The following is a 17,458-nucleotide window of genomic DNA, read 5'->3' on the forward strand; positions in this document are numbered from 1 at the left end:
ATTAGTATTTTCTTGTTCTCTGTGGATCGGGCAGGTAGAGGGTCTATGAAGATCGCTGTTGCGGGGTTGGGATATGTTGGTTTGTCCAATGCAATACTGTTGGCCCAGCACAATGAAGTGGTTGCGTTAGATATAAATGAACAAAAGGTGGCGCTGGTTAATGCTGGAAAGTCGCCAATAGTAGATAAGGATATTGAAGAATTTTTACGCAGCAAACACTTAAATCTACTCGCGACCTTGGACAAGCAGCGGGCCTACGAGCACGCCGACTTTGTTGTCGTTGCAACCCCGACAGACTATAACCCTGATACAAACTGTTTTGATACAGCTTCGGTAGAGTCCGCCGTTGTTGATGTGCTGAAGATTAACCCGCAAGCGGTGATTATCATCAAATCAACAGTGCCCGTCGGTTACACGGAAAAACTCAAAAGTAGACTGGGCACTTCCCGCCTGATTTTTTCGCCAGAGTTTTTACGAGAAGGAAGTGCGCTGCATGACAACCTTCATCCATCGCGGATCATTATCGGCGAGCAGTCTATGCCAGCGAAAATATTCGCGGGGCTGTTGGTTCAGGGGGCACGCAAGGAAAACATTGATGTTCTGTTTACGGGAAGCGTAGAAGCCGAAGCAATAAAATTGTTTTCCAATACCCATTTGGCGATGCGAGTGGCGTTCTTTAATGAGCTAGACACTTATTGCGAGATTCATGGCTTGACAGCACGGCAAGTGATTGAAGGTGTTTGTCTGGATCCTCGTATTGGCAGTCATTACAACAATCCCTCGTTTGGCTACGGAGGGTACTGCCTGCCCAAAGATACACGCCAATTATTGGCGAATTTTGGCGATGATCATCAGCGGCTAATCACTGCCACAGTCGCCTCAAACACCACTCGGATGGAGTTTGTTGTCGCGGCGGTCATGAAGCGCCGTCCCCAGGTGGTCGGCGTGTATCGCCTGACAATGAAGACAGGTTCCGATAATTTCAGAGCATCCGCTATCCAAGGCGTGATGTCGATGCTCGCGGCGCAAGGCGTTGATATTATCATCTATGAACCGGAGTGGGCAGGTAGCACCTATGATGGGTTTGCAACCACTACAAACGTTGCCGAATTCAAAGAGCGAGCAGATATCATTATTGCAAATCGCATGGCTGACGAATTGAATGACGTGCTTGAGAAAGTTTACACTCGAGATGTATTTCATAATAATTAATGGTGGAACCCATGAGTAAAATACTGGTTACTGGTGGTGCGGGTTTTATCGGAAGCACGCTTTGCGAAAAGCTGGTGCAGAATCCGAATAATGAAGTTTGGTCATTGGATGATTACTCAACCGGATCAGAAGATAACCATGTGTCGGGTGTGTCGTATATCAAAGGCAGCACGCACGATGTCGCTCAACTTATTAATTTTTCCCCGGATTTTATTTACCATTTGGGTGAATATTCCCGTGTGGAACAAAGCTTTGATGATATTGAAAAGGTTTGGGCGTCTAATAAAGATGGCACCTTCGCGGTTCTGCAATTTTGTCGGTCGACTGGGGCCAAGCTGATTTACGCGGGGAGCAGCACAAAATTTGGTGATGGAGGGCTTGGGAGAAGCCAAAGCCCCTATGGCTGGACCAAGGCCAGCAATACCGAGTTAGTTGAAAACTACGGGGCCTGGTTCAATATTCCCTACGCGATTGTTTATTTTTATAACGCTTACGGACCACGTGAGATTTCAACAGGCAAGTACGCGACCCTGATTGCCTTATTTAAAGAAAAACTCAAAAAAGGTGAGGCGCTGACGGTTGTAAGTCCTGGCGCACAAAAAAGAAACTTTACGCATGTTGACGATATCGTGAGCGGGCTTGTGCTCGTGGGTGAGAACGGCTACGGCGATGAATATGGAATCGGCAACCCGGAGACCTTCAGCATTTTGGAGGTGGCTCAATTGTTTGGCGATAATATTGTGATGCTGCCGGAACGCAAAGGAAATCGAATGGTTGCCGACGTAATGACGGCCAAGACCCACGCACTGGGTTGGCGCCCGAGTATTTCACTGGCTGAGCACATCAAAGCCTTTAAAGAGAGTCTGGTTAAATGATAGACGCTACCGATCTTCATGCGGATACCGTTTTGGATACGGCCGTCTTATTTTTGGTTTTCAACCGAATCGACTCTAGCAAAAAAGTATTCGCAGCGATCCGTCAAGCCAAACCGGCGAGGCTTTATATCGCAGCTGATGGCGCAAGGGCTGGGCGTGACGCTGAAGCTGAGACAGTAAAGGCGCTGCGCGAGTACCTTGTTGGTGCTGTTGATTGGCCCTGTCAAGTCAAAACACTTTTTCGCGAGAAAAACCTGGGCTGTAAATACGCAGTCAGCGGTGCGATTACTTGGTTTTTTGATCAAGAAGAGCAAGGGATCATTCTTGAGGATGATTGCCTGCCCAGCCAAAGTTTTTTTGGTTATTGTGAAACATTGCTAGAAAAATATAAGGAAGATGAGACTGTTTTTCTGGTTAGCGGTGATGGACGAGCAACTCAAAATGTAAAAATAGATAACGACTATTCCTTTGTGAAGTATCCATTTATTTGGGGGTGGGCGAGTTGGGCGCGTGTCTGGAAACAGTATGATCCTGAACTGTCTGACTGGCCGGTGGTGAAGGAGCGAGTTATCTCTGGTGTCAGTCAGCTTAATGCGACCAGAAAATTCTGGTCGCTCGCCTTTGATAAGATGTATAAAAAAGAGATTGATACTTGGGATTTTCAGTTTGTATTCCTGCTGCTAAAAAATTCCGCCAAGTGCATTGTGCCGCGAGTCAATCTGATTACGAATATAGGTTTCGGTGAAGGTGCAACTCATACTCATGATGGGAACTCGAATGATGCTAACCTGCCTCGATTTGAAATAACTTTGCCCTTGAGTCACGATGGTCATAATAAAGAGACCGCGCGGCTTAATGAGTATTATGATCGTGTAGAATTCTCTCAGCGGAGCCTTCTGGAACGAGTGCTTAACAAAATAAAACGCTATTTCGGGTTTAAACTATGATCGTAATTGTTATATGAGCGTGTTGCCAGGCCCAGATAGCCCTCTGTGGGTTAAAGCGCTTCCTCGATTCGTTGGACGCTATTTGGAAGGGCGTGCGCACGTTATATCAATTATCCATAACAGCGGCTGGTTGTTGTTGGATAAGTTAATTCGGTTGTTGCTCGGTCTGTTGGTGGGTGCCTGGGTGGCTCGGTACCTAGGCCCGAGCCAGTATGGTGAATTAGCCTATGCATTAGCTTATATCGCCTTTTTTCAAGCGATCGCAACATTGGGACTGGATGGTGTTGTCGTTCGTGATATATGCAACATGCCTGACAATGCGAACAAGTTACTGGGAAGTACCCTCTTTCTAAGGTTGGCCTCGGGCATCATCTGCTGGTTATCAGCCATCGCAGGTATGGCGCTGGTCAATGGCGTCGACAGTCGAAGTGTTGTGCTTACGGCGTTGGCGGGCGGAGCACTGGTTTTTCAGGCTGCCGATACAGTTGACCTCTGGTTCCAAAGCCAGAGCCAGGTCAAGCGGACGGTACTGGCCAAACTGACTGCATACGTTATTTCGAATGGCATCAAGGTTGTGTTGATTTTTAGTGAAGCACCGCTTGCGTATTTTGCAGCTGTGATGGCTTTTGATGCCTTGGCGGCCGCTACTGGTTTGGTCTTGTCTTATAAGTTATATCCTTGCAAGGGGCGGTGGGTGGCCGTAAGCGCCGCATCTAGAGCGTTGTTAAGGGAAGGCTGGCCGTTTATGTTGAGCGGGATTTCTGTAATTGCTTACATGCGCGTAGATCAAATAATGATTAAGGAGATGATGGATGAGAGCGCGCTGGGTATCTATGCAGCGGTGTTGCCTTTGGCAGTGCTTGGGCAGATTGTACCGGTGACGTTGGCAACCAGTTTGGCGCCCTTTGTCGCGCGAAAAAAAGCGGAGGGGGAAGAGGCTTACTGGGCAGCACTGGGTTATATTTTTCAGGGTTTTGCTTTAATCGGTTGGTTGTCGTCGTTAGTGACTATTTTGTTTGCTGATTATGTCGTGGGTTTGTTATTTGGTGAAAAATATCAAGCGGGCGCGGCAGTGCTCGCGGTTTACTCTCTTACAAGTATATTTATAAGCTTGGGCGTTGCTCAGTGGCTGTGGTCGCTGAATGAGCGAAAGGCTAAGTTTTTTTTATATAAAACATTGGCGGGTGGGGCTGTCTGTGTGGTCGGTAACTTTCTGGTCATACCTCGATTTGGTTTGGTTGGGGTGGCCTGTGTGGCCGTTCTTTCCCAGTTTGTCTCTGTGATGCTGACTAACTTGTTTATTGCGCCTCGGGTTTTGAAGTTGCAGATATCATCTATTTTTTTTGGTGGTTGGATAAATGCTTTATTTCAGAGGCTCGCAAGATGATGGTTTTGGGGGCGGAAGGATGTCGTGGATCTATCGAGGGTGTGTGCGACAGTGGAATTAACTGTTGTAAAATACTCGTGCAGATTGGGACTTGGTGTGTGGTCGAGGTGAGTGAATAAATGTCTGATCATAAAGCTCCTATTGACTTCGGTGATGGAGATGATAAATGCCGATTATGTTTTGGGTCGTTAGAAAAAAAATTCAGTCAAGTTGTTTTGCTGAAGCATGAAGTAAAATATTTTCAGTGTAATGAATGTGGCTCACTGCAGACCGAAAGACCTTATTGGCTAGATGAAGCATATAGCAACAAAAACTTATCGAGTCTTGATACGGGCGCCGCGCAGCGTAATATGCAAAATATGGCGGCTGTATATGCAATCTCCAAATTATTTGGGGCGAAAAATGCAATGGATGTCGGCGGGGGAGATGGACTACTTTGTCGGCTGCTGCGCGACTATGAAATAAATTGCTACGTCAATGATAAGTACGCGTCACCTGCATATGCACAAGGTTTCACGGTGCCGGACTACGCTGCTCCTGATATAGTATTGGGGTTTGAGGTGATAGAACATTTCGCATCACCAGCGAGTGATATGGAAATGCTTTTTAAATATCAATCGGATGTCATTTTATTGAGCACTGAGCTTTATACGAGCCAGCTTGATGATTGGTGGTATTTGGTGCCTGATTCAGGGCAGCATATTTTTTTCTACAGCAAGCATTCGTTGCAGATTTTGGCTGAGAAGTACAATTATGCAGTGCTCGACAGTGGTGGCTTCATCTTATTCGTAAAATATGACGTTAGCGCCTTTAAAAAGATATTGGCCAAGTGTCTTTTGAAAACACGCGTTTGTCGGGTACTGAAGGTGTTGATGGGATTACTGCCAGCACGTGGAGTGGCGAAAGATCATGCGCTTCAAATTGAGCGAATAAAGGACGGTTCACGCTAGGACTGCAATGCTATCGAAGACCTCCTTGCGAAAGTCGCCTTTAACAGCTATCCCGGCCGGCAGACCTATCGGAAATCGCCGTCTTCTTGCGTCGGGGGTAATGATCTTTATGGGATGAAAACGCAAAAGCCGCGCAATGCGCGGCTTTCTTGTTTGGTGGGCCCACACGGACTTGAACCGTGGACCAAAGGATTATGAGTCACCGAATGACACTCCGAGGCCATGTAAGTCTAGGCTAGGGTAGGCAAAGGTACAACAGTGCTAACCAACTGTTAACACTGAGTTTTTGCTAGTTTTGCAAAAACGGTTACGACTGGGGACTGTACCGCCAATGTACTTATAGGACGCCTCCGCTGCTGCGGATGCCTAAGCCTGGTTTTCCGGGTGCTGGTTCCTCTGCTGATTAAACTAGGCGCTTGTATCAAACGACGGACCCGAAGGGCAATGGAGCTTTTTTGTGCGGGGCCTTGGCGCTTAAAGCGCTTTTTCGCTGTTTTGGACCAAAGCGGGGGTGACGAGGCCCCTCCTAATTCCCGCTTAGCACCACCAAAGCACCGCTAATGCCTTATAGATTCCCTTGAATGCCCCGAAGACACCCATTCAGCACCCCATTACGCACCCTAGGACAGCTTCCAAAAAAGCACTCATCCACGCCTTGATGCCCACCAACCACCGCTCACTTCCCCTAAGGGGCCGGCTTTTTCCCTTTAGCACACCTCAACCGCACCACTAATAAATGGCCTAGCTAAAACCACGTTTTTTTGCACAAAAAACGGCTCAAATGCAGCAATAAACCAGGTTCGTATACGCTATGAGGCATGGAACGGGACGTCATCAAGAGCGGCGAATTCAGAATATGTTCGGTGCAAAGGACGGCTATGATCTTTCGGAGGATTTAGGTCTCGCAGCAAAAAATGATTACTTCGGTGGTTCGGGCGGATGAGGTCGAAATGAAGGGGCGTCGAAAGGTCAGAACGGATAAGTGGAAGATTAAGGAGCTAGTCATCAAGGAGGCAAGAGCAAGTCTTGCCTCCCGGGCAATGACAAACGGACGCTTTTTAAATATTGCAGCCCAGAGCTCGCTTGAGGAGCCTGCCGGATTGTTGGCAGGGAGTTGCGGGGCACAGGCGGGCTCGCCTTCTCGAAGAGGGTCACCTATGTTCAGCAAATCGGCCATAGAGCTTACTTAGGCAGCGCCCACCAGGGTGCGCTCATGGGAATACCACCATGCGGCATTGATCTTTCCCATATCCCCGCCACTCATTCCCGAAGTGGTTGCTCTCCGCCATAAGTGGACGCTTAGCCATTCCGAAATATCCGAAATTATCTCGCTGACTATAATTGCCCTGTAAGCCTCGTCATAGCGGCATTAGGTTCAATAGAGGCACTGAAAGTCACCATCACTATCACCCAGCAGGTCCAAGGCTGAATCGCCCCGGTTTTCTCAGATAGTGAGTAACCACTTTTGGCCGAATTCAGCGGCTCGCGAGAGGCAGCCTTTGAACAATAGTCGCCTGCAGTGAGCGGTTGAAATGGGCACTCTGCGACCGCTCGCAATGATGGAGGAGCTCCAGGGGGGAATCAGATGGGCGTAGGTAGGCCAAGCAAGGGTGAATAGACTAGAATGCTACCAAACGCAGTGGCCCGCTGAATAGGATAGGGAAATCGCTCTAATGGCTACGGCCCAACAAATCATCGCTCTTCTGAGCAGCCACAACCAAGGTGATGAGGAGCAATTCCTCTCGATAGCCTTGCAGGTTGCGGCCGCTGAAGCTAGACGCGGTCGGAGTGATATTGCCGCCGAGCTGAAAACTCTCGTTGACACTGCACGTAAACGTGGTCAGAGCAAATCGAATCAGGCGCATCGCTCTGAGCCGGTCGCGATCCCGATCTCTAAACCGCGCGGCGAGTTGGAAAACCTTCTATCGGCTGCCTACCCCAGAGTTCAGCTCCAAGAGTTGATTTTAGATGAATCAAAGAGCAACCGTCTGAAGAGGTTGATCCACCAACAACGCCAGCGGGATAAGCTGAGAGCACATGGCATGCCCCCTAGCTCACGCATATTGCTAGTGGGGCCCCCAGGTGCCGGTAAAACTTTAACGGCGTCCGTCTTAGCGGGCGAGCTCCAACTGCCTCTATTTACCATCCGCTTGGAAACACTGATCACCAGATACATGGGCGAAACAGCGTCCAAGCTCCGTTTGATTTTTGATCATCTCAACACAGTACGGGCCGTTTACCTTTTCGATGAGTTTGATTCAATTGGGGGGCGACGTAACGCTGACAATGATGTAGGCGAAATGCGCCGCGTTCTGAACTCTTTTCTCCAGTTTCTGGAAGAGCCTAATAGTACGGATAGTCTAGTGGTGGCGACCACTAATCATCCAGAGTTGCTTGATAAAGCGCTTTTTCGACGTTTTGACGAAGTGATTGAATATGCTCTGCCGGATGCTAAAGGCGTAAAGGCCGTCATCGAGATGTGTATGCATGCATATCTACCGAAAAGATTACCATGGGCCAAGATCGGCACCGTAGCCTCGGGCCTGAGTCAAGCCGAGATCAGCCGGGCCGCGTCTGAAGTCATCAAGGATTTGATTCTTCACGATGCTAAGCAGGCAACTGTAGAGCAAATAATAGCTGCGCTTCAGCAACGGCATGTACTTAAAGATACTCTTGTAGGCTTAAGCCCTGGCTAATACCCTAAACGTCTTGGGCTCTGGATTTATGGAAAAATTCTAACATGGCGTCTTACGAACTCCCACACTTCAGATTCGAGAGATTTAAATCCGGCCAGCCTTATAAAAAAAGGCAGATGGACATGAGTTCTGCTTCCAATGAGCGAGAGGCAGGACATGGGCGACGCCTCCGTGAGAGGTTTGACCTCTCTATCACTGCTCATTCGGGGCAGAACGGCTATTTCAGTAACGAAATTAGCGAAAGCCCGCGTGCTATCTACATCGATGTGGAGATTGAGGCGGGTGCGCCTCCGCCTGACTTGAATTGGAAAACTCAAAACATTCGGTTGTCAGCTCTTCGTGTCCTAGAGGACGGAGTCACCGTTGGTGCGCTGTACCTACCTGAAAGCTCGGTATCTTTTTTTGATCAAAAACTCGCTGAGTATGCTGAGCAGAGAACCCCAGGGGGCAAACCGAAGAATGATTCGAGATTTTCTTCACTCAACTATTTTTCTCTCGGTTCCGTGCAGAGCCTTTGGACTGATTCTCGACCCTTCCCCAATAGTACGGAACAGCTATGGTGGGAGTGTTGGTGCAGCTCGACCCAAGTCGAACTGGTACGGCGCATAGCGGCGAAGCTTAAGCTGAGAATTAATGAAAACACGCTCATTTTTCCCGACGCTGTGGTGTTGCTAATTTATGCGAACGCGGTCGAGGTTTCGATGTTGGTGGATAACTCTTACGGTATCCAAGAGCTGCGCCGCGCTTCTGATAGCCCGTACTTCTTTACAAGGCTACCGCCTCGAGATCAGCAGGATTGGAGTAGAGATTTACTCGGACGAATTTTCGCGCCCAGCACTAATAGTCCCGCGGTCTGTATTTTAGATAATGGAGTAAGCTCCGCTCATCCATTGTTGCAGCCAGCATTGCACGCAGATGATTGCCAAGCAATAAATGAAGAGTGGGGGAGCGATGATCATAACGGGCATGGCACTAATATGGCGGGTGCAGCTTTGTTTGGCGACATGACCTATGCGATGGCTGATCTGAGAGAATTAGTACTTAGTTATAAACTGGAGTCTATAAAGTTTATACCTCCGCCTGGTTGGGCGCGTAATACCCCTGCAAGTTATGGAATTATTACTCAGTCAGCCGTCAGCCTAGCAGAGACCAGAGCTCCAAATAGAAGTCGAGTGTTCTGTATGGCTGTGTCGAATGAGGATGTCTCAGGCGATCGCCCGACAACTTGGAGCTCTGCGATCGACCAAGTATGTTCTGGCACCATGATCGGTGATATCGACGAGGCAGGTCAGTCCGGCCCAAAACGTCTTTTTATTCTTTCGGCAGGCAATATTCCCGACACAACAAATCCTGAGGATGTAGCTGACCCATATGATTTTCCTATCGAGGATCCTGCGCAATCTTGGAATGCGATAGCTGTAGGCGGTTTCACTAATAAAACTGACTTGGATGGGCAGCCAGGATATGAGGGATGGGGTACATTCGCAGACGCTGGCGACCATAGTCCTTACAGCCGATCATCCGTAGATTGGGAACACAGCCGCTGCCCCATCAAACCCGAGGTTGTTTTCGAAGCAGGTAATAAAGCTTTAAGCCCAGATGGCCAACAGTTCTACTCAGGTGTTCCAGCATTGTCGATCTTGACAACCGGTAAGCACTTCACACGAAATCCGATTGAAGAGTTTTGGGCTACTAGTTCCGCAACTGCCCAAGCAGCGGGGATGGCCGCAGCCATCATGGCAGAGCACCCGAATTTTTGGCCAGAAACAGTCCGAGCTCTCATGATACATAGCGCGCAATGGACACCTGCTATGCTTGGAAAGCTACGGGGTAAAACTAAAAAGGAGCGCATTTTGCTTGCTCGGCATTTTGGTTATGGAGTTCCGCAATTAGCACGTGCCCTCGCGTCGACTGAACAAGACTTGGCTCTCATTTCCGAGGCCCATATCCAGCCCTTTATGAAGGACTGTGATGACCGAGGAAAAGAAAGCGGTGACCCTCATTTCAATGAAGTCCACTATTATGATCTGCCTTGGCCAAAAGCAGAGCTGGAGCGTCTTGAAAACCGTATTGTTCAGTTGAAAATAACTTTGTCGTACTTTATCGAGCCGAGCCCCAGCGAGTTAGCGCAGGTCGTACCAGCTCGATACCAGTCGTTTGGACTGCGGTTCGATTTGAAGCGAAAATCAGAAACGGAGCCTGCATTCCGTCACCGAATTAACAAACTAGAATCTCTCGACCAGAAACCTCCAAAGACAGAGAGTGATGATAACTGGACGTTTGGCGCGAGGCATGTTTCTGCGGGGTCAGTTCATAGCGATGTCTGGGTGGGCCCCGCGATCGACTTGGCTGCGAGAGATAAAATTGCAATATCTCCGGTGTCCGGTTGGTGGCGCTATCGTCACCATCTAGGAAAATACAATTCTCAAGCTAGGTACAGTCTAGTGGTATCTATATCTTCCGAGGGTGAAGATGTAAGACTTTACACGGAAATCTCCAATTTAATAGCGGCTTCCATCGAGCCTGATATCTTGGTCTGACTCAATTTAAACTGCGCGTCGGCTGCCTGTATTGAAACTATTGGATGAAAGTCCGGAAGTTGAATGACTCCAGATTGATCAGTATCGGCCGGAAGCCATCCTCTTGTCGCACGCCGCTATGAGGGTAATGGAATGCCCCTCCTCGAGTTTCAGTAGCACGCTGCCGGCGCCCTGAGCAGACGGGATAGGCAGTCGACGGGGGCTTTCTCGACCAGACTCTTTGTGATCGCAGCAGTTAAAGAGCTGACCTGTGGTCGCCCACTGGACGAAAGCAGCCTTCCGCGAACGGTCAGAAGGTCACTCCGTTTCTCTACGCTCAGAGTGGACTCCTGCAAGCATTCTTACTCCCAGCATCCTGCGCTGATCCGTGCCGCTTGATCTTTGAAAGAGACTCCTCTTATCTACTTCATACTGCGCCAGCACGCCTGTGATGTATTCATCCAAGCCCTTTATCCACTGGCCATTGCTGCAAAAGGAAAAGGCCTTACCCCATCCCAATATCACTCGATCCAAATTCTGTAGCGCGCCTGAGTAGCTTCCCTTTGGCGAAATATTTCCGGCTTCAACGCTATATTTCATCACGCGGATCGATGCGTCTAAATCGGATTTTATTCGTTTTTTGAATCGCTCCCTCGCAGCTTTAGAGGGCTGGAGTAAGCCGGCCGAGACGAAGCAGCCCAAGAAATCGAATCCGTTAGCTGTTAGCCCCCTTGAGGCTTTGTCGCTTGTGGGCGAAGGTTTGTACGCATGGAGTGAAAGCTTTTTGAGCTCCCTCTGCGCTTTGTTGAAAGCACGGTCTACACAGCTCATGTCCTTCCCGAGGATCAGAAAGTCGTCGATGTAGCGAAGACAGATGACCTCACCATCGTTCATGGTTTTGTCAAAGTCATGCAGGTACAAATTGGCTATGAGTGGCGATAACGGGGACCCTTGCGCTACCCCTTCCACCCCAAGGGGGAAAATCTCGTCGAGTCCCTGTCGCCGAAGCGCATCAATGTTCGCAAGATCCGTGGTGATTGCCGCCTGGAACAAAGCAACTGTATCGGGACATTTGATGTGAGGCGCTACAAGTTCCATCACGCGGGCCTTGTCGATTCTCGTGAAGAACTCTGCGATATCCGATCTCGTGTGGAAGGCGGCCCCTTTGGAGATGGCTTCTTTGGCGTCAGTTACCGCCATCGCGACCCGTTTGTTATGGATGCCTCCATAGCTCGTAGGAATAGCCAGAGCTTCCTTTACGAATTTGATGCGTGATTGCAGGACTTCGAGTAGAGCTCGTTGAACGATTCGGTTGGGAATAGGTGAAAGTACAATTGGGCGCGAATTGCCATTGGCTTTGGTTTTTGCCACGCCGGTCTGCTGTTGGAATGTGAAGGTCTTCTTGGATAGCGCGCGCTGGATGTCGGAAAGTGACTTGGGAAGTCGACTCTCGAAATCCTTGGCTTCATTTCGGATCGATTCTGACAAGGAGGAAAGAGCGCTGCTTTTAACCTTTCTCCAGGCTGAATGCAGAGACTCCATGCTGTAGATCCGACGATAGAGCGGCGAGGCCACATAAACTCCTTGTTTGTCGGGAGACACCAGCGAACTCTCACCCAACTGCTACAGAGAACCTTCAGCCTTCGGGAGACCGCGAAGCCTTAACGGCGATCTTGGTCGCGACCCGGACAGCAACCTCCCAAGAGAGATGGCTGGCGTCTGTCAAACTTGGTTCAGTGCTGTGAGGCGGCTGCACCAGCAAGCAGGCGAGGCTGAGCGCGGTCACGACAAGCCGTGACGCGGCTCGGGCCAAACTGGCACGTTTTTGCATGAGCGCATGATTTCCCCCAAGTATTCCGTCAAAACACGATAAATCGTAGCTTTTTCGGCTTCGCGGTCAATCTCGCGCTATGCGCCAGGTTGGCACCTTTTTACATGGCTGCATACTTTTCCTCAAAGCCCCTGCTGGAGCGCAAAGCGCACCTTTTTGGACTTCGCGGCCAAGCGCGCGCCATGCGGCTGAACCCCGAGCCCCACCCTGAAAATAAAGCTGCTAACCGTCTGGTGACCCCAACGTGCAGACAGAGTTACGGTTATTGACGCAGCAGTTGAGTGGCGCTCTATACCTTCGGGAGACCGCGAAGCCTTAACGGCGATCTTGGTCGCGACCCGGACAGCAACCTCCCAAGAGAGATGGCTGGCGTCTGTCAAACTTGGTTCAGTGCTGTGAGGCGGCTGCACCAGCAAGCAGGCGAGGCATCCCGATGTTAATCAGCCACCCGGCCAAAAGCCATCTATTTAGTCAGCGGCTCGTTTATTGGAAATCGATAGGGAGGGGGTTGGGTTCACAAGACTGCTCGTTTAAAAAATTGGTGATCGCTCAGACGGTACTGATTAGCATAAGAAAAAGTGGTGATAAAATACGTTATCACCATAAAGACCACGGATGACCAGAATGCCTATCAGTGACCACGATCAGCACTACACCTGTCCAACCTGTTCCTGGACGCACACCGTCCCCGATAGCATCGATAATAAGTGCCTCGATACGCACACCTGGTTGTGCAACACCTGCCCGCACCCGGTGCACATCATGATCCGTGATGACCACGGACGGCGCTGCCTCGTCCAGCGTGTTCGCGCGCAGCTGCTGGAGAGTGGCGACGAAATCCTCTACGACGCCGGCAACGGGATGACCCCAGCGCACGTTCGCACCTCGGCCAAGGCAACAGCAAAGGGCCACGCTGGCCAGTGGTCGCTGTCGCTCAGCGGCCCACACACGCTCATGGTGCCCCCCTTCCGCTACTTCAACCGGATTCTGCCGGCATGACTGACGGCAACCTGATAAACCTGGGGAACGCTCCTGAAGGAGATTTGCCCGCCTTGCCAGTTCCGGCCGGTGATCGTCGTCTGAGCGCGCTGGAATTCCAGCGGCTGGCCAACATGCCGGCAGCCGCGGAATGGTTTGCCAATATCGACAACCCGCGCACCCGGCGCGCCTATCAAATTGACCTGGCCGACTTCTGCAGTTTCGTTGGCCTCAACGGCGCAGAGGAATTCCGCGCGGTCACCCGCGCGCACGTGCTGGCCTGGCGCGCGCAGTTGGAAACTCGAGGCCTGGCCGGGGCCACGATCCGGCGCAAATTGGCGGCGTTGGCCAGCCTGTTCGATCATCTGCTGGAGCTCAACGCCGTCGCTGGCGGCAACCCGGTGCACGGTGTGAAGCGACCCAGGATCGAAACCAACGAAGGTAAGACGCCGGCTCTCGGTGATCACCAGGCCAAGGCACTGCTCGATGCGCCGGATCCGAACACTCTAAAAGGCCAACGCGATCGGGCCATTCTCGCTGTGCTGCTGTATCACGGACTGCGTCGCGAGGAGGCCGCTCAGTTGATGGTCAGCGATATTAAAGATCGCCGGGGCATCAAGCACCTGCAGATCCATGGCAAGGGGGGAAAGCTGCGGTATCTTCCATTGCACCCTATTGCCGCCGAGCGTATCTACGCATACCTGGAACGCTCGGGGCATTACCAGCAGAAGCCTAATGCACCGCTATTCGTGCCGCTGCGTGGTCGCCAGACCGGCGCAGGCATAACCGCCAACGGCATCTACGCAATGGTCGGAAGCTATGCCAAGGCGGCAGGAATCAATGTCGCTGGGTTGGGGGTGCATGGCCTGCGTGCCACGGCGGCGACCAATGCCCTGGAGCACGAAGCCGATATTGCTAAGGTTCAGGCCTGGCTTGGACATGCCAATATAAGCACGACCCGGATCTATGATCGCCGTCAGCTGCGACCGGAGGACTCACCAACCTTCAAAGTCCGCTACTGAAATCAAACCAGCATCAATCCAAGACAGATTTTCTGAAAATTTCAGGGAATGGTTAGCGAATCTCAGGCCCCTCTTCCCACACCCTACACCCTTCAGCACGGTGAGCACATACAGCACGACAGAGCACTTGAGCACGTAGAGCACCGCAAAAATAAATAAATCTCTTATTTTTCATATATATAGAAGCTTTTCGTGCGTGATATCACGCATCTCATGAGTACTTGCAATCATTTAGTCGTGCGTTTAACTAATCCCTATCGTATATTCAGGTACCTTTGAAAGCAGGGTATTGCGTCAAACTATGGTTTGCTCTTGTCTCGCGATACCTGCAAACTTGGCTCAACAGAAACGGATTAGGGGATAAGGCATGGCCAACGGCAAACAATCAGCGAAGCGCCGCTTGACGATGTCGGAACGCGCTCAACAATTGATGCTGGTGCACTTTCCAACCATTGCCGACGCTTGGAAATGGACACGCAAAACCAACGATGGGTTTTGCACTATCCCCCGTACCCTCCCAATTGCAATGCAGGTTGTCGACGCTCAATCAAAAGGACAGCCCGCCGGACATGTGCTTTTTTGCCTATGGGCCCGATCACCAGATCATCCGGTCATCACTATCGAAAACCCCAGCACTTTTGCGGCTGAAGCGGGCTTTATTGGTGAGCGCGCTGTGGACACATGGCGCCGACGGATGAGGAAACTTCGTGAGCTGCAGTTTATTGCTACCAAGCCAGGGGCTTCAGGTGAGTTTCATTACGTGATGCTCACAAACCCTAACGCTGCAGTTGAATGGATGCGTACTCACAATTTGATTCAGGATGGTCTCTACAGCCGTTTCATTGAGCGACTTCCCGAGATCGGGGCCTATGGAGATCTTGAGGCGATCCGCATTCATTGGGCTGCAGAACACGCTGCGGCTGAAGCAGCAAAACAGGCTTCAAGCAACTCAATACCTGCACCACCGCCACCGCCACCGCTACCACCACTGCAGGCAGTACCAGCAGTACCAGCAGTACCAGCAGCCAAACCTCAGAGGATCAAAAGGACGAAAGCAAAATGAATAGAAGAGTAAAGGGCATCGAGTGCCAATCCACCCACCTCGGCGCCCTCAAAAACAAAGCCCTGGACCAACTGAGGGTCGAGTCTTGACTGGTCAGGGCTGTGGTGGTGCAACGTTTAGCTGACAACCGATACGACCTAGAGGAGGCCGAAAATGCAATTACTGAGGAGAAGAGCCATGGGCATCGAGTGCCAATCCACCCACCTCGGTGCCCTCAAAAACAAAGCCCTGGACCAACTGAGGGTCGAGTCTTGACTGGTCAGGGCTGTGGTGGTGCAACGTTTAGCTGACAACCGATACGACCTAGAGGAGGCCGAAAATGCAGTTACTGAGGAGAAGAGCCACGGGCATCGAGTGCCAATCCACCCACTTCGATGCCCGCAAAAGTAAAGCCCTGGACCAGCTGAGGGTCGAGTCTTGACTGGTCAGGGCTGTGGTGGTGCAACGCTAGGGATGCTAGACATCGGCAAGAAGTCTAGCATCCCTCTATCTAAGCGAAAAGCAGCCGCAGGCAATCAGAGCCCGCTACGTTGCGCGCTTTTTTGGGATACGAAAACTTGATCCCGTCGGCCCGATGAAGGAATACCTGGCTTTTCCATAGGAACGGCCAAGCGAAACGCTTCGTCATTCCCCCTCCTTGAGTCTGAATTTACTTGTTTGGATCGAATTGCTGCCAAGACTCAGGCATGCCTGTGCCGAAGCCACAATTCAGGCAATCCAGCCCGTTCTCATCAACTGATCGATTGAAAGCAAATGTCTTGCCTTTAAGATCAGTCAAAAGCAATTTTTCGCCTTTGCTTTCTGCCTCCCAGGTTTGTTCACTCAGGACTTTTTTCTGAAAAGGATCGACCTTCACTACTGTGGCCTTACTGCCTTGAATATCGATGGCTACCAGTGGTCCTATTACGCCTTGCATGGCTCGATAGCTACCCTCAAACGGATTGCCACAACCACTCAGGCCGACACACAGCCCGATGAGGCAACCAAATTTTTTCCACATCTAACTATCTCCTGAAAAATTGACCTCAGCGGTCATCCTCTACGGTCTCACTGCGTGACAGAAGCCTTTAAAGGCTGATCGCTTGGATTCCTCAGCTGGACAATTAATTGCTCGAGCCCTAGCTCTGTCAGAAAGACCGCCAGCTTGTCGAGACTCTTAAAAGTCCGCTCGCCGCCACGCTGGCGGCGCAGTGACACACACTCAGCCCCCAATTGAATACGCAGCGACCATCCGTCGCGGGTGTGCAAGACCGAGATGTCATGCGCTAGGCCGGCAGCAATGTATCGCCGTAGATCTGCTTCGAAAATTAAGGACATAGACCACGCATCAGAAATGGAGCAGGGGGGCAGCCCGTAGGTCTTCCCCCCTATCACCAGCAGCAGAGTTTATTGGATTTTACCCTTCTACTACCCTGAAGCGCTGCGGACTCGATGATATCAATCAGCTAAAAAATATCAATAAATAAATATTGATATATCAATAAATTGTTTTTGATAGGGCGCGCTGAAATGCTTCAGGAAGGTCCGTCTCGCTTTCACCCACGCGGCTAACCGTTCCTAGCCCACCACAGCTTCCTCTCGAGCAATGGAGACGGCCTTCCAGTCCCAACCATCCTTCAGAAAGGACTGCCTGGCCCCCACCCACAAAGTCGAGAGTGATAGTCAGAAAAGTGGATGAATACTTGAAGGGGTAGGCGTTCAGGATCCCGTGGTGCATCGCATCGTACGAGTACATTTTCCCGTCCCCTGATCTGTCGATCTTGAGCACTTTATAACCGGTACTCAATCCGCCGTCGCTGATGTAGTACCCACTCACCTCTGACGAAATCAGTTCTGGGATTTTTTCCCAAGGGGTCAACCCCAAGCCACAACAAGCGGCCACACAAAGTACCTTCCACCGTTGCTTCAAAGGGTGCTCCTTTTTCATCAATACCAAGTCCAGAGAAATGCGACCACGATCCCCCACAACACCCAGCAG

13 protein-coding genes are annotated in these 17,458 nt (G+C 50.7%); 10 read left to right on the forward strand and 3 right to left on the reverse strand.

The window, feature by feature from the left end; genetic code table 11:
- The first annotated feature begins 45 nt into the window (after positions 1 to 45).
- The 7 genes from DYL59_RS09990 (at position 46) to DYL59_RS10020 (ending at position 10,607) form a co-directional block, all read left to right on the forward strand.
- A complete protein-coding gene (locus tag DYL59_RS09990; protein WP_135289039.1) occupies positions 46 to 1,212 on the forward strand; it encodes a nucleotide sugar dehydrogenase in 1,167 nt (388 codons plus the stop codon).
- 11 nt (positions 1,213 to 1,223) lie between these two features.
- The gene (locus DYL59_RS09995) at positions 1,224 to 2,087 is read left to right on the forward strand and encodes an NAD-dependent epimerase/dehydratase family protein (protein WP_135289040.1); all 864 of its coding nucleotides are present in this window, start codon (positions 1,224 to 1,226) and stop codon (positions 2,085 to 2,087) included.
- Complete coding sequence (locus DYL59_RS10000; RefSeq protein WP_135289041.1) at positions 2,084 to 3,034, forward strand: nucleotide-diphospho-sugar transferase; 951 nt, start codon at positions 2,084 to 2,086, stop codon at positions 3,032 to 3,034. The genes DYL59_RS09995 and DYL59_RS10000 overlap by 4 nt, the downstream gene beginning before the upstream one ends.
- Before the next feature lie 13 nt (positions 3,035 to 3,047).
- Positions 3,048 to 4,421: a flippase gene (locus tag DYL59_RS10005; protein ID WP_135289042.1), complete on the forward strand. Its 1,374-nt coding sequence runs from the start codon at positions 3,048 to 3,050 to the stop codon at positions 4,419 to 4,421.
- 119 nt (positions 4,422 to 4,540) lie between these two features.
- Entirely contained in the window at positions 4,541 to 5,371 is an 831-nt protein-coding gene (locus tag DYL59_RS10010) for a class I SAM-dependent methyltransferase (RefSeq protein ID WP_135289043.1), read from the forward strand.
- Positions 5,372 to 7,044: 1,673 nt separating this feature from the next.
- A complete protein-coding gene (locus DYL59_RS10015; protein WP_135289044.1) occupies positions 7,045 to 8,067 on the forward strand; it encodes an AAA family ATPase in 1,023 nt (340 codons plus the stop codon).
- Between the two features lie 44 nt (positions 8,068 to 8,111).
- The gene (locus tag DYL59_RS10020; RefSeq protein ID WP_135289045.1) at positions 8,112 to 10,607 is read left to right on the forward strand and encodes a S8 family peptidase; all 2,496 of its coding nucleotides are present in this window, start codon (positions 8,112 to 8,114) and stop codon (positions 10,605 to 10,607) included.
- A 297-nt stretch (positions 10,608 to 10,904) separates the two neighbouring features.
- Here the strand turns inward: DYL59_RS10020 and DYL59_RS10025 are convergent, their stop codons facing one another.
- Positions 10,905 to 12,161 (reverse strand): reverse transcriptase domain-containing protein, encoded by a 1,257-nt coding sequence (locus tag DYL59_RS10025; RefSeq protein ID WP_135289046.1) that lies wholly within the window; start codon positions 12,159 to 12,161, stop codon positions 10,905 to 10,907.
- Between the two features lie 880 nt (positions 12,162 to 13,041).
- Between DYL59_RS10025 and DYL59_RS10030 the strand changes: the two genes are divergently transcribed.
- The 3 genes from DYL59_RS10030 to DYL59_RS10040 all read left to right on the forward strand — a co-directional run bounded on the left by DYL59_RS10030 (position 13,042) and on the right by DYL59_RS10040 (position 15,480).
- Positions 13,042 to 13,416, forward strand: coding sequence for a hypothetical protein (locus DYL59_RS10030; RefSeq protein ID WP_135289047.1), 375 nt, complete (start codon positions 13,042 to 13,044; stop codon positions 13,414 to 13,416).
- Positions 13,413 to 14,417, forward strand: a complete 1,005-nt coding sequence (locus tag DYL59_RS10035) for a tyrosine-type recombinase/integrase (protein ID WP_135289048.1) — start codon at positions 13,413 to 13,415, stop codon at positions 14,415 to 14,417. The genes DYL59_RS10030 and DYL59_RS10035 overlap by 4 nt, the downstream gene beginning before the upstream one ends.
- A gap of 367 nt (positions 14,418 to 14,784) precedes the next feature.
- On the forward strand, positions 14,785 to 15,480 hold the full coding sequence (locus DYL59_RS10040; RefSeq protein WP_198845249.1) for a hypothetical protein: 696 nt from the start codon (positions 14,785 to 14,787) through the stop codon (positions 15,478 to 15,480).
- A gap of 649 nt (positions 15,481 to 16,129) precedes the next feature.
- Here the strand turns inward: DYL59_RS10040 and DYL59_RS10045 are convergent.
- Positions 16,130 to 16,480: a hypothetical protein gene (locus tag DYL59_RS10045; protein ID WP_135289049.1), complete on the reverse strand. Its 351-nt coding sequence runs from the start codon at positions 16,478 to 16,480 to the stop codon at positions 16,130 to 16,132.
- 477 nt (positions 16,481 to 16,957) lie between these two features.
- Positions 16,958 to 17,407, reverse strand: coding sequence for a hypothetical protein (locus DYL59_RS10050; protein WP_135289050.1), 450 nt, complete (start codon positions 17,405 to 17,407; stop codon positions 16,958 to 16,960).
- Between the last annotated feature and the right edge of the window lie 51 nt (positions 17,408 to 17,458).

The organism is Pseudomonas kairouanensis, assembly GCF_004682055.1.
GTDB classification, from domain to species: domain Bacteria; phylum Pseudomonadota; class Gammaproteobacteria; order Pseudomonadales; family Pseudomonadaceae; genus Aquipseudomonas; species Aquipseudomonas kairouanensis.